Origin of the sequence: Acinetobacter sp. YH12052, assembly GCF_013419835.1 — a bacterium.
In the GTDB taxonomy this organism is placed as follows: Bacteria; Pseudomonadota; Gammaproteobacteria; order Pseudomonadales; family Moraxellaceae; genus Acinetobacter; species Acinetobacter amyesii.
Map to the genome: position 1 here is coordinate 42,103 of NZ_VOZI01000017.1, position 22,250 is coordinate 64,352.

21 protein-coding genes are annotated in these 22,250 nt (G+C 39.7%); 11 read left to right on the forward strand and 10 right to left on the reverse strand.

Going from position 1 to position 22,250, the window contains the following annotated elements; all coding sequences use genetic code 11:
- Positions 1-31: 31 nt before the first annotated feature.
- Positions 32-1,999 (reverse strand): DUF2075 domain-containing protein, encoded by a 1,968-nt coding sequence (locus FTU06_RS13145; RefSeq protein ID WP_180147124.1) that lies wholly within the window; start codon positions 1,997-1,999, stop codon positions 32-34.
- 89 nt (positions 2,000-2,088) lie between these two features.
- Positions 2,089-4,449, reverse strand: coding sequence for a Tex family protein (locus FTU06_RS13150; RefSeq protein ID WP_180007060.1), 2,361 nt, complete (start codon positions 4,447-4,449; stop codon positions 2,089-2,091).
- Between the two features lie 335 nt (positions 4,450-4,784).
- Between FTU06_RS13150 and ompR the strand changes: the two genes are divergently transcribed.
- From ompR to FTU06_RS13175, 5 genes are all read left to right on the forward strand, one after another.
- Positions 4,785-5,549 (forward strand): two-component system response regulator OmpR, encoded by a 765-nt coding sequence (ompR, locus tag FTU06_RS13155; protein WP_078189809.1) that lies wholly within the window; start codon positions 4,785-4,787, stop codon positions 5,547-5,549.
- A 285-nt stretch (positions 5,550-5,834) separates the two neighbouring features.
- Entirely contained in the window at positions 5,835-7,295 is a 1,461-nt protein-coding gene (locus FTU06_RS13160; protein WP_111885830.1) for an ATP-binding protein, read from the forward strand.
- A gap of 206 nt (positions 7,296-7,501) precedes the next feature.
- Positions 7,502-9,019, forward strand: a complete 1,518-nt coding sequence (locus tag FTU06_RS13165) for an acetyl-CoA hydrolase/transferase family protein (RefSeq protein WP_168378000.1) — start codon at positions 7,502-7,504, stop codon at positions 9,017-9,019.
- A 129-nt stretch (positions 9,020-9,148) separates the two neighbouring features.
- On the forward strand, positions 9,149-9,568 hold the full coding sequence (locus FTU06_RS13170) for a GNAT family acetyltransferase (RefSeq protein ID WP_078189811.1): 420 nt from the start codon (positions 9,149-9,151) through the stop codon (positions 9,566-9,568).
- A gap of 149 nt (positions 9,569-9,717) precedes the next feature.
- On the forward strand, positions 9,718-10,404 hold the full coding sequence (locus FTU06_RS13175) for a DsbA family protein (RefSeq protein WP_111885832.1): 687 nt from the start codon (positions 9,718-9,720) through the stop codon (positions 10,402-10,404).
- A gap of 77 nt (positions 10,405-10,481) precedes the next feature.
- Here the strand turns inward: FTU06_RS13175 and FTU06_RS13180 are convergent, their stop codons facing one another.
- Positions 10,482-10,682, reverse strand: a complete 201-nt coding sequence (locus FTU06_RS13180; RefSeq protein WP_067761311.1) for a dodecin family protein — start codon at positions 10,680-10,682, stop codon at positions 10,482-10,484.
- A gap of 237 nt (positions 10,683-10,919) precedes the next feature.
- Here FTU06_RS13180 and FTU06_RS13185 point away from each other — a divergent pair, with 237 nt between their 5' ends.
- The 5 genes from FTU06_RS13185 (at position 10,920) to FTU06_RS13205 (ending at position 14,819) form a co-directional block, all read left to right on the forward strand.
- Positions 10,920-11,168, forward strand: a complete 249-nt coding sequence (locus tag FTU06_RS13185; RefSeq protein ID WP_171525839.1) for a glycine zipper domain-containing protein — start codon at positions 10,920-10,922, stop codon at positions 11,166-11,168.
- A gap of 234 nt (positions 11,169-11,402) precedes the next feature.
- A complete protein-coding gene (locus FTU06_RS13190) occupies positions 11,403-11,591 on the forward strand; it encodes a hypothetical protein (RefSeq protein WP_180147095.1) in 189 nt (62 codons plus the stop codon).
- A 350-nt stretch (positions 11,592-11,941) separates the two neighbouring features.
- Complete coding sequence (locus FTU06_RS13195; RefSeq protein WP_078189814.1) at positions 11,942-12,121, forward strand: hypothetical protein; 180 nt, start codon at positions 11,942-11,944, stop codon at positions 12,119-12,121.
- 11 nt (positions 12,122-12,132) lie between these two features.
- Entirely contained in the window at positions 12,133-13,581 is a 1,449-nt protein-coding gene (locus FTU06_RS13200) for a hypothetical protein (RefSeq protein WP_180147098.1), read from the forward strand.
- A gap of 98 nt (positions 13,582-13,679) precedes the next feature.
- Positions 13,680-14,819, forward strand: coding sequence for a hypothetical protein (locus tag FTU06_RS13205; protein WP_306669627.1), 1,140 nt, complete (start codon positions 13,680-13,682; stop codon positions 14,817-14,819).
- Between the two features lie 68 nt (positions 14,820-14,887).
- Here FTU06_RS13205 and FTU06_RS13210 read toward each other — a convergent pair whose 3' ends face one another.
- The 6 genes from FTU06_RS13210 to FTU06_RS13235 form a co-directional block, all read right to left on the reverse strand.
- A complete protein-coding gene (locus FTU06_RS13210; protein WP_180147101.1) occupies positions 14,888-15,163 on the reverse strand; it encodes a hypothetical protein in 276 nt (91 codons plus the stop codon).
- A 153-nt stretch (positions 15,164-15,316) separates the two neighbouring features.
- Positions 15,317-17,236, reverse strand: a complete 1,920-nt coding sequence (gene htpG, locus FTU06_RS13215) for a molecular chaperone HtpG (RefSeq protein WP_180147104.1) — start codon at positions 17,234-17,236, stop codon at positions 15,317-15,319.
- A gap of 117 nt (positions 17,237-17,353) precedes the next feature.
- Complete coding sequence (locus FTU06_RS13220; protein ID WP_078189819.1) at positions 17,354-17,701, reverse strand: lysozyme inhibitor LprI family protein; 348 nt, start codon at positions 17,699-17,701, stop codon at positions 17,354-17,356.
- A 157-nt stretch (positions 17,702-17,858) separates the two neighbouring features.
- Positions 17,859-18,470 carry an OmpW family protein gene (locus FTU06_RS13225; protein WP_111885838.1) on the reverse strand — a complete coding sequence of 204 codons (612 nt, stop codon included), beginning with the start codon at positions 18,468-18,470 and terminating at the stop codon, positions 17,859-17,861.
- 307 nt (positions 18,471-18,777) lie between these two features.
- Positions 18,778-20,145: a Na+/H+ antiporter family protein gene (locus FTU06_RS13230; protein ID WP_180147107.1), complete on the reverse strand. Its 1,368-nt coding sequence runs from the start codon at positions 20,143-20,145 to the stop codon at positions 18,778-18,780.
- Positions 20,146-20,241: 96 nt separating this feature from the next.
- On the reverse strand, positions 20,242-21,117 hold the full coding sequence (locus tag FTU06_RS13235) for an alpha/beta fold hydrolase (RefSeq protein ID WP_180147110.1): 876 nt from the start codon (positions 21,115-21,117) through the stop codon (positions 20,242-20,244).
- A 128-nt stretch (positions 21,118-21,245) separates the two neighbouring features.
- Here FTU06_RS13235 and FTU06_RS13240 point away from each other — a divergent pair, with 128 nt between their 5' ends.
- Positions 21,246-21,728 carry a DUF4442 domain-containing protein gene (locus tag FTU06_RS13240; protein ID WP_180110483.1) on the forward strand — a complete coding sequence of 161 codons (483 nt, stop codon included), beginning with the start codon at positions 21,246-21,248 and terminating at the stop codon, positions 21,726-21,728.
- Positions 21,729-21,779: 51 nt separating this feature from the next.
- On the opposite strand, the gene FTU06_RS13245 is transcribed toward FTU06_RS13240, so the two are convergent.
- Positions 21,780-22,136 (reverse strand): DNA transfer protein p32, encoded by a 357-nt coding sequence (locus FTU06_RS13245; protein ID WP_078192840.1) that lies wholly within the window; start codon positions 22,134-22,136, stop codon positions 21,780-21,782.
- Positions 22,137-22,250 lie beyond the last annotated feature (114 nt).

Here is a 22,250-nt window from a genome sequence, read left to right on the forward strand (position 1 = left end):
AATAAAAAAACCTCCCAAATGGGAGGTTTTTTTATAGCGTATTGAAACCACATTGCTTCAAAAAATTATACGTCGAATCATAATATTTCTTGGGACGAGTCCAGTCACTGTCATCTACAGATGGTATATACAACACCATACCTTGTCGCGCCCGAGTCAGTAGCACTCGATATGCATTTAACAGGTATTTCTGCTTTTCAGTTTGCCTTATATTTTGCCATCGACTACCTTTAAAGGCTTGAAATTGCCAATCTTGATCAAAATAAAAATTAATATCCCATGCCACGCAACTGTAATCTATTTCCAAGCCTTGCACATCAAACTCAGTTGCAATATCTTCCAAATAATACGCAGAACGTACATCTGTATTTGAATTCAAAAACCAATCTGCAGGTGTTATTTTATTCTTTACATCAATACCTTCGGCTTTTAAACGTCTGGCACCCGAACTAGCAATAACCCCAAAGCGCTCTGAACCCTTAGCCTTTCTTTTTAACCACTGTTTAGCAACATTAAAATCACGACAAAGCAGAATAGGATAATCTTGGGACATCATATGGTAAGTTTCTTTCGCGGACTTTGCATCACCATCTAATACATGTTGAATCAAATGTGAAACTTGTTCGCTGCGAAATGACCGGACAGAAACAGCAAGATGTAAATCTTCCTCATTTTTTCCATTTTTTTGAACCCAGAATTGTTGTTTAGGATCAGTTAAATAGACTTTATCCTGCAAAATTTTGTTAGAAAAGTAGATCTTCCATTTCGGGTATTTATGTTCTAATGCTGATAGCCATTCAGAAACACCTGCTTCTCCAGTGTTAATCTCCTGCCCACCACCAATCAGGCAAACAACGACACACCAATCAGCGTGGCGATCCATAACACTAATGAGAAACTCTGGTTCAGACATCGAAAAATTATCAATACCTTTTTTCTGTTTCATAAAGTTTGAAACCTGATCCTTTCGCCAGGCCCTTTGAGCTTCATCAAAAATAACGACTTTTTCGATTGGCACCTCATTTGATTTCAAATAATGATCTCTAAAATGATGAATATTTTGTATAAAGGCTTTGGCTTCACGTTCTGCCTCAGATCGCGTCTTTTTTTCTGTTTGTTGCTTAGCAAGTTCCACGGTATTTCGAACCAATGCTTCACGTAAAACATCAACTAAAGGACCATTCCCAGATAAAAATACAGAATGTTCTTGTTCATTTGTTTTTAAACGCTGGTTCGCAATATTAAGACCGGCCAATGTCTTTCCTGCACCAGGTACACCCGTTAAAAAATAAATCGTTTTTTTATTTGTTAATTTTGCATCTTCAATAATTTGTTCGATTTTTTTCGAAGTGATCGCTAAATTTTTTGCACCGGCATCACTTCTAGAAATTTCATCCACTGTATGACCTTGATATAACGCCTGAGCTGCTTCAATAATTGTGGGTGTTGGTTTATATCGAGACTCAACCCACTGTTTGATATTAAGTTGCGTAAGACCTGCAAATTGATAAAGCGCTTGTTCGATTACAATCCGTAAATTATGGGTGTTACAGCATAAAGTATCTTGATAAGTGGATACCGCTGACCATGACTGTTCACAACTTTGAGCTTGGGTTGAAATTAAAAGTGGTATGACCTTTTGCTGATGACTACCTTCATGAAAATTCAACAAATCCAAACAATAATCTATGACCTGAGTCTTAGCATATTGTGGGTAACTCTTTTCACCTACTTTAAATTCAATAACAAAAATTAAATTACGTATCAAAAGAATGTTATCTACGCGCTTACCCATCCGTGGAATAGAGAATTCAAAAAAGATTTCTCCCTCATCTAAAAAATCCAACTGTTGTTTTAAAATCTCAATTTGTTTTAACCAAGCGTTCTTTTGTAAATCTTCCAATGCAAATTCATGCTGTAGTGCCAAAGCCCCCATAATTTCTTGTTCATTTGTATGTATGAATTGTTGAACTGAACCCTGATAATAACTACGTAACATCATGATCTTCTAAGTTTATTTAAGCTTTGATTGTTTTAATCTTATATAAAAAAACCTCCCATATGGGAGGTTTTTTTAACAGTTAAAGATTACTTCGAACCTTTAATCCCTGCTTGTAATAACAACGCACCTAAACCACCAATTTTATTTTCTTGTGGTTTCGCTGCTTGAGGTTTTTTATGACCTTGTGGGCGGTCGCCTTGCGGACGGGCATGCTGTGGACGTTTCGCATGTGGCTTACGCTCACCACGTTGTTCTTGCTGGGCATTGTCACGACGTGGTTGACGTTGTGGTTTCGCTGCAGCAGCACCTTCTGCACGCATAGACAAGTTGACACGGTTACGTTCAACATCGACATTCAAGACACGAACTTGAACAATTTGACCTGGTTTCACGACTTTGTGCGGATCTGCAACAAATTCATTTGCAAGTTCAGAAATATGCACTAAACCGTCTTGGTGTACACCCACATCCACGAATGCACCGAAGTTGGTTACATTCGTAACCACACCTTCAAGCTGTAAACCTTCAGTCAACTGCGCCACTTCTGTGATGTCTTCACGGAATTTAGCCGTGCGGAACTCTGGACGTGGGTCACGGCCTGGTTTTTCAAGTTCAGATAAAACGTCTTGAATTGTCGGTAAACCAAATTGGTCATTTACAAATGCTGCTGCATCGATCTGACGGATAATTTCAGTATTACCAATAATATCTTTTACAGTCGTCGCTTTTGCTTCCACAATTTTTGCCACCAAGTCATATGACTCTGGGTGAACTGCAGATGCATCCAATGGTTCAGAACCATCTTGAATACGTAAGAAACCTGCTGCTTGTTCAAAGGTACGTTCGCCTAAACGAGGTACTTTCTTCAAACTTTGACGGTTATCAAAACGACCATTTTCTTTGCGGAATTCAACGATTTGCTGTGCAATCGATTTATTTAGACCCGCGATATAACCCAAAATAGCAGATGATGCTGTGTTGACATCAACACCTACTGAGTTCACACAGTCTTCCACAACCGCTTCTAGCGTTTTTGCCAAACCGGTTTGGTTCACATCATGTTGGTATTGACCCACACCAATCGATTTAGGATCAATCTTCACAAGTTCAGCCAATGGATCTTGTAAACGACGTGCAATCGATACAGCACCGCGGATCGATACATCTAAATCTGGCAATTCATTTGACGCCAATTCAGATGCTGAGTAAACCGACGCGCCTGCTTCAGATACCGACACACGAATCAAGTTCAAGTCTGTATTTGCTGCCATCATTTCAGCTACAACAGCTTCAGTTTCACGGCTTGCAGTACCGTTACCAATGGCAATCAGTTCAACATTAAACTCACGGCATAGACGTGCAAGTTCAGCCACTGATCCAGCTTTGTCTTCTTTCGGAGCAAATGGGTAAATCGTGCTATGTGCAAGGACATCACCTGATGCATTCACAACAGCCAATTTCACACCCGTACGGATGCCTGGGTCTACACCCAATGTGCAACGTGCGCCTGCAGGAGCAGAAAGTAATAAATGACGTAGGTTTTCAGCAAAGACATCCATCGCTTCAGCTTCAGCAGCCAAACGTTTTTCAGTCAATAATGAATGTTCAATCGCAGGACGAACTTTACCGAGCCAGAACAATTTTGCAGTTTGTTTTAAGAAATCTGCACGCGCTTGTGGTTGTGCTGTTTCTAAATTGTATTCAGTATCAATACGAGCCAATGGTGCATCATCTTCACCATCGACTTTTAAGCCCAAGACATTTTCTTGACGGCCACGGAGCATCGCCAATAAACGGTGTGAAGGGACTTTATTTAAGCTTTCAGAGAAATCAAAGTAATCACGGAATTTTTTACCGACTTCTTTTTTCTCATCGCTTGCAACTAAACTTTTCAACACTGCAGTTTTCGCAAATGTCGCTTTTAGCTCAGTGGTTAATGCAATATTTTGTGCCCATTCATCAATTAAAATGTGTTGAATCGCATCAAGTTGACTTTCAACATCTGCATAATCTTCATGGCTAAAGCCTGCCAAAGCTTCCGTAGGATCGATCGCTTCATTAAAGATTTTTTCAGCGATTGGGCCTAAACCCGCTTCTTTGGCTTTAAATGATTTACTGGTACGTTTTGGACGGTACGGTGCGTAAATCTCTTCTAAAGCATTTTTCGTTTCTGCTGCATTCACGCGAGCAAGTAAGTCATCAGATAACTTGTTTTGTTCTTTTAGAGATTCGATTACCTTTTCACGGCGCTCAAATAAATCACGCAGGTAAGTCAGACGTGTATCGAGCTGACGTAATTGAGTATCGTCCAGACCTTGCGTCACTTCTTTACGGTAACGTGCGATAAATGGAACACTGGCACCTTCATCAATGAGCTTGATGGCCGCTTCAATTTGATTTGGACGTACGGCAATTTCTTTTGCCAACTGCTGAACTAAGTCAGTCATCGTATTAGATCCCTGCAAGGATAAGTTCTAAAAGCCATGATTATAAAGACCAAGACCATAAAATCCACAATTGTTTTTATAAATTTATTCGTGGTTTTTAATGCCAGTTCATCTCAAATACACATTTTTTTACGAAACTGACTATGAAACAGCAAATTAGCGAGACTTAGATAAGCAAACTGATTCGAACAACATGTATACATTTGGTATCTATGTCTTGATTTTAACTGCAATATTTGTTGCTTTAGAGCATAGTAAATTTATATAAATGAATCGTATACTCAAGTGAAATCGACTTTTTGTTTACGATGACAATAAAGAATAAGGAGCACGTCATGAGTTTAGTTGTACCTGCTGAAAAAACAGATGCCGTACAAGCCGAAACCGACCGAGTCGAACGCATTCTGGTTGTCGATGATGATGTGCGTCTACGCACCCTCTTACAACGCTTCCTAGAAGATAAAGGTTTTGTGGTCAAAACCGCACATGATGCGACTCAGATGGATCGTCTGTTGCAGCGGGAACTCTTTTCCCTGATTGTGCTCGACTTTATGTTACCTGTTGAAGATGGCTTGAGTATTTGTCGCCGTCTGCGCCAATCTAGCATCGATACCCCAATCATTATGCTGACCGCTCGTGGTAGTGATTCAGACCGTATTGCTGGACTTGAAGCCGGTGCAGATGACTATTTACCAAAACCATTCAACCCGAATGAGCTTTTGGCACGTATTCGTGCCGTATTACGTCGTCAAGTGCGTGAAGTTCCGGGCGCACCAAGCCAACAAATGGAAGTGGTGTCTTTTGGTCCGTGGTCACTCGACCTGTCTACTCGTACATTAACCCGTGAAGGTCAAGTCGTCACATTAACAACGGGTGAATTTGCCGTACTTAAAGCATTAGTTCAACATCCTCGTGAACCACTGACACGCGACAAGTTAATGAATCTTGCTCGTGGTCGTGAATGGGGTGCTATGGAGCGTTCAATTGACGTTCAGGTTTCTCGCCTGCGTCGTTTGGTTGAAGAAAACCCAGCACGTGCACGCTATATCCAAACCGTTTGGGGCGTGGGTTATGTCTTTGTTCCAGATGGTGCTGAATAATCCAAATAAATAGTAATAAAAAATTCCGCCATTCATTAGGCGGAGTCTTTTCATTGAACATTAAATTTATCCAATAACCTGCGGTTCGCCTTACTTTTGTTTCGGCAAAAGTAAGCAAAACCATTGTCATACGCAAAACTCGTCTCATTTCTGCTTCATATCAGAATCATCGCAGAAACATAATCTATTCCATGCTTCCTGCCTCGAACAGTTGCGTATGACCTGAACGCGTATCCAACAGGGTTAATTGATCTCACACTCTAAAATTTACTCTAGGGATATAGCGTGAAACTCGAACCCATCGACCCACAGGAATTTACCGACTACGTTACCTACTCCGAAAAAAAACGGACACCTTGGGAACGCTTCCTCGATAAAATCAAACCCCGCTCTGCAGCCATGCGGACCACCGTATTGGTCTTATTTGTGGTGTTTTTTAGCCTGTTTATGTCCTTATGGTTCTTTTGGCGCACACTCTATTTACCCGAAATTCAACAACATGCTCGTTACCTCGCGGTCGAGCTTGAAATCATTAACAATCCTGATTTACGGATTTTTCATAACAATGCCGAAGTGGATGTCGACGACTGGATGCGCAACCGTGTCGGGATCGAATATGTGACCGATCCGAAAGAATTCCCCAATGTCAAAGACAAAGTCATTGCAGAGTTCTTTACCAATCAAATTGAAAAGAAACTGGCCAAAGAAATGCGCATTGATAATGCGACCGTGTATTTCCAATTTAAACCTGACCCACGCATCTGGATTCAAACTCCAGAAATGAATGGCAACTGGGTTCGCGAGCCTTTAAAAACCTATGCCAACTATAGCGCAGAGCTGATTTTAGGCTGGTTATTGGGTATTCCGCTGATTGCTGGCATCATTATCTTAACCTTGGTTCGTCAGCTCAACCGTCCACTAAAACGTTTACAAGATGCGGCAAACAACTATAGTAAACACGGCACTGCACCTTATTTAGAAACCAACCATGGGCCACAAGAAATCCGTGAAGTAAACCAAGCCTTTAACCACATGGTCTACACGCTGGAACAAACTGAACGTGATCGCCGCATCATGTTGGCCGGTATTTCCCACGATTTGCGTACTCCGCTGACCCGTATTCGACTCAGCGCAGAAATGATGCCTGATGATGACTTCCTAAAAGAAGGTCTGATTTACGATGTTGAAGATATGGATGCAATTCTGAATCAGTTCATTTCGTATATGCGAGATGGCTCTGATGAGGTTCCGCAAGATACTGATTTAAATGCGCTATTGCAGGAATTAGTGATTCAATTTAAACCTTTAGATATTCGCTTTGAACCTCAAGACTTACCGATTATTCAAGCACGTAGCCTGTCCTTAAAACGATTAATAGGGAACTTAATCAATAACTCAAAACGCTATGGTGCCGAGCCGATTGAACTGTCTACCGAATATGAAGGTGACCATATTCAAATTCGCGTTGCCGATAATGGCGAAGGGATTCCTGAAGACCAAATTGAAGACCTGATGCAACCTTTTGTACGTGGTAATGATGCACGTACCATTCAAGGCAGTGGACTCGGTTTAGCCATTGTAAAACGTATTGTGGATATTCACGAAGGTCAACTTTCAATTCACAATCGAGCAGAAGGTGGACTCGAAGCGATCATTTCTTTACCACTGCAAAAACTCGAAAATGATGAAATATTAAACAACAGCCCATTGGAAAAAATTAAGCAAAGTTTAACTGAACGCTTTTAACAAGCGTTCAAAAAAGCAACGAACAGTTTTGCTTAAGCTTTAACCATTGATATTTTTAACTTTATTATTCAGTGGTTTAAAAAACATAATAAAATCTTATACCCACATTTTTTCAAAAAATTAGACCTTAGCCTAACAGGTATGCAAAATGGCTTTTTTGATCGGTACAATCCGTATCAGTTTTGAGAATTTCACGAGAGTATATGATGTCTTTAGATCGCATCCGTTTAGCTGCCCTACACGACAAAGTTATCAGCGCAGAAAAAGCTGCTGAATTCATTCAGGATGGTATGACGGTAGGTATGAGTGGTTTCACACGCGCAGGTGAAGCGAAAGCTGTACCTTTAGCGTTGGTTCAACAGGCTCATGCTAATCCTCTTAAAATCACCCTAATTACTGGCGCGAGCTTGGGTAACGATTTGGACAAAAAATTGACTGAAGCAGGTGTTCTTGCTCGTCGTTTACCGTTCCAAGTAGACAACACATTACGTAAAGCCATCAACAAAGGCGAAGTGATGTTCATCGATCAGCACTTGTCTGAAACAGTTGAACAAATGCGTAACCTTCAACTTAAAAAGCCTGATGTGGCAATTATTGAAGCTGTTGCGATCACTGAAGATGGTGGCATCATCCCTACAACTTCTGTAGGTAACTCTGCAAGCTTCGCAATTTTTGCTGAAAAAGTGATTGTTGAAATCAACACCAACTTAAGCCCAGCATTCGAAGGCTTACACGATATTTATATCCCAACGTATCGTCCAACACGTCAAGCGATTCCATTGACTCATGTTGACGAACGTATTGGTACACATGCAATCAACATCGATCCTTCAAAAATCGTAGGTATCGTATTTAACAACGAATTGCATGACTCTCCATCTACAGTGACTGCACCTGATGATGAAACTCAAGGTATTGCAAACCACCTGATCGCTTTCTTTGAAAAAGAAGTAGAAGAAGGTCGTTTACCGAAAAACCTAGGTCCATTACAAGCAGGTATCGGTTCGATTGCAAACGCAGTATTGACTGGTCTTAAAGATTCTAACTTTGAAGACTTGATCATGTACTCTGAAGTACTTCAAGACTGTACATTTGAATTGATCGACGCAGGCAAAATGAAATTTGCTTCAGGTTCTTCTATTACACTTTCTGCTAAATATGGCGAAAAAGTATTTAATAACCTTGAACAATACAAAGACAAACTTGTATTACGTCCACAAGAAATTTCGAACCATCCAGAACTGGTACGTCGTTTAGGTATTATCGGTATCAACACTGCACTTGAGTTTGATATCTACGGTAACGTGAACTCAACTCACGTTTGCGGTACAAAAATGATGAACGGTATTGGTGGTTCAGGTGACTTCGCACGTAATGCACACTTAGCAATCTTCGTGACTAAATCAATTGCAAAAGGCGGCGACATTTCCTCTGTTGTTCCATTTGCTTCTCACATTGACCATGCTGAACACGATGTTGACATCTTGGTTACTGAACAAGGTCTAGCTGACTTACGCGGTCTTGCACCACGTGAACGTGCTCGTGCAGTAATCGACAACTGTGCTCACCCTATGTACCGTGATGCGCTAAATGATTACTTCGACCGTGCATGTGCGAAAGGTGGTCAAACACCTCACCTTCTACGTGAAGCATTGTCTTGGCACATCAACTTCGAAGAGAACGGCCACATGTTAGCTGCTCAACCAGAAGTTAAAACTGCTTAATTGACAGTGAAATAAGAAAACGCTCTTCGGAGCGTTTTTTTTTATGGCTTTTATTTTTTAATATGACTTATCAAGTCTGCAAAACTCGACTAATCTAAATTGGTCAAATTACATGCTAAAACAAAAATTATGTTTATTATCCGCCCCTATCTCGAATCTGATTTAGACGATGTGATTGCACTTTGGGAACTGTGTGATCTGACCCGCCCATGGAATAACCCTGAAATTGATATATTTCGAAAATTGGCTCAACGTGATCAATTATTCTTGTTGGCGGTCAAAGATGATCAACTGATTGCAACTGTCATGGGTGGCTATGATGGACACCGAGGCTGGGTCAATTATCTTGCCGTACATCCACATTTTCAACGTAATGGCGTCGCTACCGCCCTCATTCAACAATTAGAAAAACGCTTAATTGCTTTAGGCTGCCCAAAACTTCAATTACTGATTCGCCAAGACAACATTGACGTACAAAATTTTTATGAACAATTGGGCTATGAAGAGGTTGAAGTGATTTGTTTGGGTAAACGTTTAATCACGGATTAATCGTTCGACAAATCTTCATTCAATCCTTGTAACAAAATCAAAAAAAAACCGACATTGCGCCATCGAAACAAAAATGGATTGCATTGCTTGGCTTTAAATTTTAGGATTTGCCCCCATCATTTTCCCAGAACATAGAAAAGAGATTTCCCATGCGTGTAGATATCTGGTCAGACGTGGTTTGCCCATTTTGTTATATTGCGAAAAAACGCCTTGAAGCTGCTGCCGAAGAATCGGGTGTAGAGCTTGAAGTGTTTTGGCATAGCTATCAACTTGACGCAGATGCGCCCGCTCGCCTAGAAATTTCTAATACTGAACGTCTAGCTCAAAAATATGGCCGCAGTATTGAAGAAGTAGAGGAAATGCAGCGCAATATTGCCGAAATGGCAAAAGCTGAAGGTATTGAATTTAACTGGCAAAAAGCCAATTCAGGCAATACTTTCAACGCGCACCGCTTGATTCATCTTGCACAAAGCAAAGGTCTCGGCAGTGAAGCCAAAGAAGCTTTCTTCTATAGCTATATGACGCAAGGCTTGGCCATTGGTGAACGTGAAACCTTAGAAGATGTTGCATCTCGTATTGGTCTAAACCCTGTTGAAGTCGATGATTTATTAGACTCAGATGAATTTGCCGATTTCGTCAAATACGATGAAGAAGTAGCACGCGATCAACTTAAAGTTACGGGTGTACCGTTCTTTGTATTTGAGCAACGCATTGCTTTAGCAGGCGCTCAACCGAAAGATGTATTTAAAAAAGTGATGGACAAAGCTGCGGAACTTCCTGAGCTTGCTCCTACACCTGTGTGTAATGATGAAAGCTGTGAAACGCCTGAAAAATAATTCAGCGTGTTCAAACAAAAATCCCCGAACTTCGGGGATTTTTTTTGATCAGTTTTTAACATCAATAAAATTAAAACTTATTCAACCAAGAAGCTGATTTTTAAGTTCACTCGATATTCCGCAATTTTATTGTCTTTCACCACGACTTTCTGTTCATTAATCCATGCACCCTGAACGTTTTTCACGGTTTCAGTGACTTTATTAATTCCCGTTTGAATTGCATCTTCAAAACTTTTTGTGCTACTTGCATTTACTTCAACGACTTTAGCAACAGACATTGTATTTATCCTCATTGTTATGATTTTGAAACTTCATCATATGATTAAGTCGCTTATTTTGGTTATTTTTTAAACATCAAAACAGCAAAATATTACATGTCTTACACAGGAGTGAATTCCACTTCGAGGGATTACAAACTGACCATCATTTATTACATGCTTTCTGTTTAAGCAGTGGTCGCTTCCGATTAGGCTAAAAGCTTCATTCTTCTAATGATCATGCTCGGGAGTAATGTCATGACAATTGAACCTCAAGTAACTTCTGCTGAAACCGATCTATCTACCAATACACCCCCTCAAGCAACCGCCAACGAGTCGCAAACAGGGAAGAATAGCTTTCTCTCTCGCTTTTCTCCGACCGTCAAAGGTGCTGCGATCGGTGCTGTTGCAGGCAGTATTTTGCCCGTTTTTGGTACGATCAGCGGTGCCATTATTGGTGGTATCGCAGGCAAAGTCTATGAAAAGAAATGTGCCAAACATTCATAGATTTTTCATCTTTATCTGAGTGATACAACGCTGTCACTCAGCCACCAAAAGCTCTAGAGCAATAACTCTAATAGACTGTTTTATATAAATATTAATTCATACCGTTTATCTTGCGTTGCCGAATCGATCATTTTTAATTGATTATTTTTTGATATTATTTTCACATAAATTCAAGTGATTAATTTTCTCCCTGACTCAATTTTTGAGTCACTAATGATTGATAGGAATACACAAATGAACGCAATCAAATATGCTATGGCTGTTGCTGTGATGGCGCTTTCTGCAACTGTTTCTGCACAAATCGTTTATGTACCAGATTTTCCAGTAAAAAAAGCTGTGACTGCTGAAACTGCCAATGCAGATAACAAAGCACCCGCTGCTGATACAACCGAAATTGTAACAAACACAGAAAAAAAAGCTTAATTTTTAGCTGATTTTTCAATAAAAAACCGATGGCTTCCACCATCGGTTTTTTATTTTTTGTGCCTTTTCTTTGGGCTTTATTCTTTACTCAACATTAAAAATCAACGTCTAGCAGCGCTTAATCGCTGATGATGACTTCAAAAAAATTGATCAAACCATACCGCTATATCTTTTGCAAAACCTATCTTTAAGCTAATGATTTGGTATTATTTTTAAACAAAATGCGCATTAATTGTCATATTTAACGCTTAATTTGTAGAAGCTGACATTTATTTCCATGTTTTTTTTAATGAAATCTCTATAATCAAATGAACTAATCGACTTCTTTATTTTTAAATTTACATTGTCCTATGCAAGAACTTCAGGCACTGATACAAGGAAAAATTTCACCGCAGGTCATCGATATTGAACGCCTGATTGAATTGGCCAATACATATCGAAACCCGAATTCGGCTGAATATAAATTAGTAGAACTTGCAACCAATATTGTATTGGCTAAATATTTAGAAAAAGCACAAAAAGTCCTTTAGGAAGTGGACAAATGAATTTACAAGACAAAGTACAATTAATAAAAGAAATCCATGTACTGACCTATCAACTTGAACATCGTGCTTTGAATTTTTATGAAACTGCGCTTTCTAAACGTCGAATTCATGAAATTTTTGCCTTATGCGATGAACCGATTTTTCAAAAGCAAATATTAAGTTATCGTGCATTAACTAAGCCACAAATGGCTGCCACTGAATTTTCCAAACAAACGCCATATTCATTGTTATTTCGTGGCTATTTTAACCATGATGCTGCACTTGAAAATGCTTTATATCAATATCCAGAGATGGGTTGGGCCTTGCTGCATGACCATAAATTAGGTTGGCAAGTGTGGATGATTCCAGCCAAACAGCGCACAGCTCTACTCAGTGAATGGGGCAATTTTAGCGAATGCTATGATTGGTTAATTGAGCAACAACAGCTATATAAATGTTTAATCAGTGATATCGATCTACGTCTACATGCCTTACGCCTAAAGGATGAAATCATCACAGCGCCAAGCTGTGTTGCAGCAAGTGTGGACGACCTACTGCCAATTGAAGCGATAAATAAAGACGGATCTGTCGATCTAGATCATTGCGATAAGCAAATCAATGAAGCGGATACGTTGCTTGATAACTCAAATACAAATAAACCGGAGCTTTCTGCACCTGATACCATTCCTCTTGTTCTAATTGAGCAGCCAACACATGCGCCATCGGAGGCATATCTCAACTCGACAATGGCAGGCGTTGAACTTCCTGAACAGGTTCAAATCGCTCAATACACCGCTCGCGTTCAAACGCTGCAAAACATCGATGCACAATTGGCCTTGTATGAATTGCAGTTTATGGATCAGCCTGAACTCACAACACAGCTTGATGTTCTATTGCATACGACAGATGGTACAGATTGGAAAAACCAGCCGCTGTATTTAGCAGAGCAAATCAATACCGAAGGTCGCTTCATCAAATATCTCTTGTTGTTTGGTGCGCAAACGCAGATGGAAGCCATTCGACTCTCTCAGCTGTTTTGCCAACAACATCAACATGAACTTGCTGCGATTAAAGTCATATCATGGGACAATCTAGAGCAACTCTGTGCTGCACCTGATCAGCTCTATCAACAGTCTCAGCAGGCTGAAATGATTTGGTCGCAAAACAACTATTACCCCTTTATCCCGGCACAATTAATTCATACGCAAAAATTCATTCATTTTGATGAACCTGAACCGACACTACATACCCCGTTGTTATTATTACAAGAACGTCAAAAAATACGGTTAATCCACGGTCAAAAACGCATGGCACTCTTGCGTACCGAACAAGCCCTTCCCTATTTGATCCTCCATCGACAGCAAGGTTTAAATTGGCAAAGCATCCAAAATGTGATCCAACAATTGCCTCAACCCATTGATGTGATTTCGCTTTATCAAGCACTTAAGCAAATGACCGAAGATTAATTGCATTTATTTTGTAGTTTGGCTTGCATTTATCCGACAAAAATAACAAAACTACAGATGCAGGATACTCAGATGATAATTAAATAGAGCCAAAACATATGCATAAAAAACAACAGTACTTTATTCGGACTTTGCTTTTTTCCGCATCAATGAGCTTGATGTATCAAGTTGCTTGGGCCAATGAAACTGAGGGGCAACATTCGCAGGATGTGCCTGCAACCGAGCAAAGTTCACCGTATATCATGCCAAAAACCTATGATTTTTTAGATCAAATTCCACGTTGGATTGATGCAACACCGACCTTCTTACCTGAACAATCAGATCACCCCATTGTTCCGACAACAGAACAAACGGAAAATAATAGCTGGACCGATCGACAACAGAAGAAAGTCCGAAATTGGGCAGATCGAACGGCCGTTCGCATGGATAACTGGTTTGGGCAAAGTGAGCCTGATAAACCAGCCAATGCTACCCTTAGGGTGATTTTAGACAACAGTTGGAATAAGCACGATGAATACGAAATTAAGCCACGTATTCGCGGTAAAATTAAGCTTCCCACTTTAGAAAAAAAATTGAGTGTGGTCTTTGGTGATGACTCACTTGATAATGAATTAGAAAATAATGCTGCAATTACCAATGAAAACCCTGCGGGGCGTAGTGATAAAAATTATGACAATAAGCAAACCCGTGAAGATAACAGTTCGCTCGCGTTACGTTGGTCAGAAATTTCAGATCGACTGCCCTTTGAAACTGACGTTGATCTAGGTTTACGTTCTGGTGATGACCTATATGTCCGCTTAAAAGCAGCTAAAAAATGGCAACTCGACAACGACTTTAGCTTTTTAGCCGAACAAATTTATCGTTATGGTATCGATAGTGAAAATTATCTAAGAACCAATTTAGAATTAACCCATGCCCGTCCAGGCCAACCCTTTATCTCAAACCAATTCAACCTAACCTATGCAGATGCACAGGATGATGATCTGAAATGGGATAACTTCAGTTACCGCCAACACCAATTTTTTAAAGGTAACCGATTCAACTACGGCCTATATACAGGTGGTTTTTACAATAACGATCAACTGCGTTTAAACAGTTGGGGACCCTATGTATCATGGCGACAACCCTTTCTGCGCGAATGGTTTTATATCCAAGGTGATCTCAACTACCTCAACAACCATCGTGACGATAAAAGCCACTTTGTGGGCGCTTTAGTGCGCCTTGAAGCCTTGTTCTAGAACCCGCTATTTCACAGCGAATAAAAAGCCCATCTCAACAGGATGGGCTTTTTTTAAATAACTCAGCTTCAATTTTTCTTAATCACACGCACGCGATCATTACGTACAATACTCGGCTGTTTTTCAGCGACTTTTTTCACTTTAGGAAAACTATACTGAACACGATCATTTCGCATCACACGGCGACTATCTACAAAAGGATTGATATCATATTGTGCGATTTGTTTTGAAACCTGCACACGGTCATTACGCACCATTTTTTGCTTAGAGCTGTCTGCCTGAGCAGATTGCATGAAGCCCATAGACAGCAGCGAGCCCATTACAGCGATCACTAAAATTTTCATCTTAAGATTCCCAATACTTAATGATCGTTATTATAGATTAATTATTTATTTTTAATTTATTTTAAAGATTAAAACATGGACGTTTTTATTCATGTGCTCTATCGAAAAACCAAATAAAAAACCTCCCGAAGGAGGTTCATTTCATATCTACCGTTACTTCAGCAATAAGCTGTTAATCCGTTTGATGTATTGGGCAGGATCTTCGGGTAAACCGCCTTCAGCAATCAACGCCTGATCAAAAATAACATTTGCTAAGTCATCAAACTGCACCGAACTTTCTAATTTTTGTACCAACGGATGGGATGGATTGATTTCCAAGACTGGTTTTGACTCTGGAACCGCTTGTCCTGCTTGTTTTAGCATGCGAACCAGTTGCGGTGACAACTCACCCTCAGCCACCACCAAACACGCAGGAGAGTCCACTAAACGTGTTGTTACACGCACTTCAGAGGTCTTATCTTTTAACGCATCCGACAGTTTTTCAACAACAGGTTTAAACTGCTCAGCAGCTTCCTCAAGTGCTTTCTTCTCTTCAGCATCTTGTAGATCACCCAAATCAACTGCACCTTTCGATACATTCTGTAATGGTGTTCCATCAAACTCAAAAACAAATTCCATCGCCCACTCATCCACTCGTTCAGTCATGAGCAGCACTTCGATACCTTTTTTCTTGAACAATTCAAGTTGTGGTGAGTTTTTCGCAGCATTTAAACTATCAGCAGTCACATAGTAAATTGCCTTTTGGCCTTCTTTCATATTGGCTTTATAGTCTGCAAATGATGTTTTCACTTCATCATTATTTGACGAAGCAAAGCGTAATAATTTTAGAATACGCTCACGATTCGCTATGTCTTCGCCTAAGCCTTCTTTTAAGACTGAACCAAACTCAGCGTAGAATTTTGCAAACTTCTCTTGATCAGCAACATCTTCAGATTTCGCCAAACCATCTAGCACCGTTAAAATACGGCGGGCGTTACCTTCACGAATCGTTTTAACGTCGCGACTTTCTTGTAATAATTCACGGCTTACATTAAGTGGTAAGTCTGCGCTATCCACCACACCTTGAACAAAACGTAAATAATTAGGAATCAAATTATCCGCATCATCCATGATAAATACACGTTTCACATAGAGCTTAATTCCTGCTTTAGCTTCACGTGTGAAAATATTGCTTGGTGCGCGAGATGGAATATAAAGTAACTGTGTATATTCCGTACTTCCCTCTACACGGTTGTGTGTCCACGCAAGCGGGGCTTCAAAATCATGGCTCAGGTTTTTATAAAACTCAGTATATTGTTCTTCACTGATCTCATTTTTATTACGCGTCCATAATGCACTTGCTGAGTTAATCGCTTCCCATTCATCCGTCAGTACATATTGACCAGGTTTTGCTTCTTCGTCTTCGGCAGCTTCCTCTTGTTGCCAAACTTCTTTCTGCATCTCAATTGGCAAACTAATATGATCAGAGTATTTATTAATAATCTGCTTAACTTTGTAACGATCTAAATAATCTAAAGCATCCTCGCGTAAATGCAAAATGATGTCGGTTCCACGTGAAGCCTTATCAATTGGCTCTACATCAAACTCACCTGTACCATTACTAACCCAACGTACCCCTTCAGCGGCATTTACCCCAGCACGACGTGATTCCACTGTAATTTTTTCAGCAACAATAAAACCTGAATAGAAGCCCACACCAAATTGACCAATCAATTGTGCATCTGACTTTTGATCACCCGTAAGCTTCGACATAAAATCTTTAGTGCCAGACTTAGCAATCGTACCCAAATGATCAATCGCTTCTTGTTGTGTCATACCAATACCATTATCCGAAATGGTAATTGTCTTCTGCTCTTTATTTAAATGAATACGCACATGTAAATCTGGATCATTTTCATAATATTCAGGATGGTTAATGCCTTCAAAACGTAATTTATCGCAGGCATCAGATGCGTTTGATACCAACTCACGAAGGAAAATTTCAGGATTTGAATATAAAGAATGTGTTACTAAATGCAGTAACTGAGCCACTTCCGCTTGGAAGCTGTGTTTTTGAGATTGTTGTTCGCTCATCAGTCTCTCCGTTCATACTGAGTAAAATTATCAATTGCCTATATGAATGGAGGGACTTCACTATTTTTCAATAGTATGAATGGAAAATTTTTATTCTGTCGCACTAAATTTTAAGGTTTAAAAAGGTCCTTGTTTATAAACACGGTCCATGTAGAGATCCAGTTTTTGCTGCCGCATTTTATATACATCACTTAAACAACTGACATTGTCACGGCACTGATCGCGTAGTTGTAGCCATTTTATTTGTTGATCTTGAATTGCACCACGTGTCCCCATGGGAACCAAATGACGAATAATCGTATAGGTTGTTGCCATTTTGACATCGGCATCATTAATACTACGGTTATCACAAACCGCATGTTCGGTAATGGTTTTCGCCTTTTTACAATCAAAACTTGCGGCATAACTTGTCGAAATAAAATAAGCACTGCCCAAGACCAGCATACCCTGAATAATTTTTTTCATCGTCTTTTCTCTTCATCCAACTTGCTGATTTATCTCGACTCTAACACTTCTACCTAAATTTTCTATTGCCTATTTGTTCAATTCGATCAACTGATGGATGGAATATACTGCATAAAAAAACCCTGCCATTCGACAGGGTTTTAAAATTAGCTACAGCTTAGAATTTGTAGCTATAACCAATTGTATACACCATTGGATCGATATCTAAATCAAAAGTTTCGACAACTGTTTGAACTTCAGGCTGGATTTGAGCATAACGTGCATCAAAGAATACGCCCCAGTTTTTAGCATCAGCTGGTTGGTAGTTAAAACCAACTTGGCCAGCAAAACCATAAGACTCTTTCACTTTAACCTTTGTGCCTTCTAGCACACCTGAACCATCTTCATCCCAAGCAACAAATGCTGTACCACCCACACCAATGTAAGGTGTAAAGCCAGTTGAATTTTTAAAGTTATATTTCGCAGTAATTGTTGGTGGAAGATGTTTCAATTTAACACCAGCAACTTTTGAACCCGCAGCTGTTACATCCACATCATGACTAATTGGTGTAGCTAATAGTAATTCAGCTGAAATGTTGTCATTAAAGAAATATTCTACAGACGGTGTAAATGCAAACTCATGATCTGCTTTTACATTTAAAGCACCATTAGCAATATCAGTATCTGCAGTTGGAGCAATTACAGAAGCACCAACTTTAACCTGCCATTGACCAGCCATCGCTGAAGCAGACATACCCAATAATGCAATAAGAGCAGCTTGTTTTAACATTTTAAAGCAACCTTCTAGAATGAATAATTAATATTAAACATTAGTATTAAAATTATGCAACATTATTATTTTATAAATTTTTACATTATTATATAAGTCATTATTAATTATATATATTTATTTTAATCATAGTACAATGCTTGGTTTTATATTTTCACCGTTATAATTAATTTATTATTCATAATATACCAACCTTTTTAATCAGAATTAATAAAATGAATTATTTTAATCCAACCAAAATCCTCAGGATTAAATAACAAAAAAGGCGATTATATAATCACCTTTTTTATTTATCTTTGAAAATTTTTTAGAGTACCATTGCGGCAATCCAACCAAAGATCATTAATGGAATATTGTAGTGAATGAAGGTCGGGACCACACTGTCTTTCATGTGGTCATGCTGACCATCCATATTAAGGCCTGATGTTGGGCCTAAAGTTGAGTCTGATGCCGGAGAACCTGCATCTCCTAAAGCTGCTGCTGTACCAATAATGGCAATCGTTGCCGCTGGGCTAAAACCAAATTGAATACAAAGTGGTACATAAATAATGGCCAAAATTGGGATTGTTGAGAATGAAGAACCAATACCTAAGGTAATTAATAGCCCTATCAATAGCATCCAAAATGCAGCTAAACCTCGGCTGTTTCCAATCCATTCAACCGAAGCTTGTACCAGTATTGGTACTTGATTCGTAGCCTCAATCACAGATGCAAAGCCCTGCGCAGAAATCATAATGAAACCAACCAGTGCCATCATGCGCATACCACTGATAATGACATCATCGGCTTCTTTCCACTTAAAAATACCTGCACAGCTTAAGATCGCAACACCAACCAGACCCGCCAAAATCATCGACTCAGATATGACTTGAACAGAAAGCGTAGCAACCACTGCAACCGCAGCCATAATCAAAGTAAATTTAGCGACTTGTGGTTTACCATTTTCATCTGCTTTTACATCAGATGAGATGGTGTGCTGTGATTCCTTAACCTGAACGTCAGCATACTCTCGTGGTTTACGGTAGCTATAAAAAACAGCAATTAATAAGCCAACAAACATCCCAAATACTGGAATTGCCATAGCAGTTGGAATTTGATCATAGCTGATGTTGAAACCGTATGGCTTACCAAAGGTATTGATGTTTTGACCTAAAATATCATTAAGGAAAATAGCACCAAAACCAAAAGGTACCAGCATATAAGTCGCCACAAGACCAAAAGTCAGAACACAAGCAATCAAACGACGGTCAAGTTTTAAATGATTAAATACACTGAGTAATGGTGGAATTAATACTGGAATAAACGCAATGTGCACTGGAATCACGTTTTGTGAACATACGGCGGCTAAAGCGATAGTAGCGAAAATTACGTATTTCACGCGATTCTGGGCTTTCACATTACTGTTACCTTTGAGTTTGGTAATGAGTTGATAAGCCAGTAAATCAGGCAAACCTGAACGCGCAAGTGCCAAAGCAAATGCCCCCAACACGCCATAAGCAAGTGCGATTTGAGCACCGTTGCCTAAGCCACTATTAAACGCTTCGATGGTGCCATGAATACCAAGGCCAGCTAACAAGCCACCTATTACTGCACCAATGATCAGTGCAAATACAACAGGCACGCGTGCCAGCGACAGTCCAAACATGACTGTAATTGCGGCAAGAATAGCAAACATAAGAAAAAAGGGAGTCTGACAAAAAACCATATTTTATCAGAATTTGCTCGCTATTTAGCCCCCTATCGATGAAACTGACACTATTGAAAGATTTACTTAAAGCTGCTGTGATTGCGCAAATTGAGCGATGTAACCTGCAATTTTTTCGGGTTGGCTCAGCACAGCCCAATGATTGGCATTGACTTCAACTACAGATAAATCTTCAACCCAATTAGGTAATTCTTTAATGTAATCTGGACTGACAAAAGTATCATATTTTAATACGATGGCTTGCACAGGACATATAGCATGACGTTGTCTTGGCTGCGTTAAACGAGGAGTAAAATTAGCACGGTAAAGCGCGATACCATATTTACCGTCATGTTGAATATTATGATTTAACGGCAATTGTTGAGTTCGTTCTAAATCATTAACAATTTTCCCCCATCGCTCTGCATTCAAAAAATGCCAAGCGGCAGGTGCAAGAAATGGTAATTGGAATACTCCTATATACCATGACTTGCTCAACAATTTGAGTAATTTTTTTTGCTGATGTTTAAAGTTATCTCTTAATAAAAATGCAGCATGGTCTAAGCATGGCCCAGATATGGTTGAATAAGACAAAATTCGCGATCTAAACTTTGCTTCTGTGACCGACTCCCAAGATTGGATTGAACCCCAGTCATGCGCAGCTAGGTGAAAACTACGCTCGCCTAATACCGCTTGCGTCACACTATCTAAATCAAGTGAAAGTTGTTCTAAACGGTAATCTCGTACTTTACGGGGCACAGATGACTGCCCTGCACCTCGCACGTCATAGCTCACAATATAAAATTCAGAACCAAGATGTTCAATAACCGGTTCCCATACTTCCTGATTATCAGGATAACCATGAACCAAAACCAAAGCGGGCTTGGTTTCATCACCCCATGTCTTTACATAGAGCCGTTGTTGATCTGTGGTATTCACCCATTGCGTATTTAGTGGTTGCATTCTTCTAGTCCTTTTATCGATTCCATCGAATTGACGTTTTATTTGTGAACATGGGTAATGTGATCAATGCCACAGTTTTGAAACTCATTTAGTATGCAAAGTTCAGCATAAAAAAAAATTGACTCAGTATGAGCATAATCCAGAAAATAATGACAATGCCTATTGTCTCTAAATTCTTACTCAATCATTATGCCCCTTATAAAGGTGCTGGCATTTCGATTGATAAAATTGATCTCGCCAATTATCACATTTGCGTCAAAATGCCATTAACTCGTAAAAATCAAAATATCGTCGGTGTACATTTTGGCGGTAGTCTTTATTCAATGGTTGACCCATTTTATATGTTGATTTTGATGCATCACCTTGGCTCACGTTATATCGTGTGGGATAAAGCCGCAAATATCCAATTTTTATCCCCCGGGCGTGGAACGGTATACGCTGATATCCAGCTCGACCCAAATGAAATCAACCATATTAAAAACTTAGCAGATAACCACGTACCTGTGCTACGGAACTATAGTTTAAATATTTTTGATGAAGCAGGCTTACGTATCGCTGAAGTTCAAAAAACCCTATACATTCGTCGCAAGCAACCCCGTCCCCGCAAATAAAAAAAGGCGCTTATCTTTAAGCGCCTTTTCATTCAATTTTATCGGATTGGATTAGCGATTTTGCTCAATTGCAGCACCTGCACCACCACCGATTGCACCACCAATCGCAGCACCGGTGTTACCACCAAAGATACTTTTACCGACTGCAGAACCAATCGCACCACCTACACCACTATATGTGGCATTTCGGTTTGAACCGTTTTGAGTTTTACTACCGACAGCTGCACCAGCACCACCACCAACGGCTGCACCTACACCACCACCGACATTATTACCCACACCACCACCAATGGCACCACCTAAAGCTGCAGCACCAATACGTTGTTCATTTGGCGACATGCTTTCACAACCAGCAAGCATTAGGGTCGACATCATCGCGACTGCGCATACGCTCATTACTTTTTTCATTGTGATGTTCCTTGTCTTCTTCATTACCTATGATTCTAAAACCATTGTATGAAACAATTAAACATAGCTTGTTACGGCTTGGAGCATAAATGCTGCATTTTGTAAAAAACCACG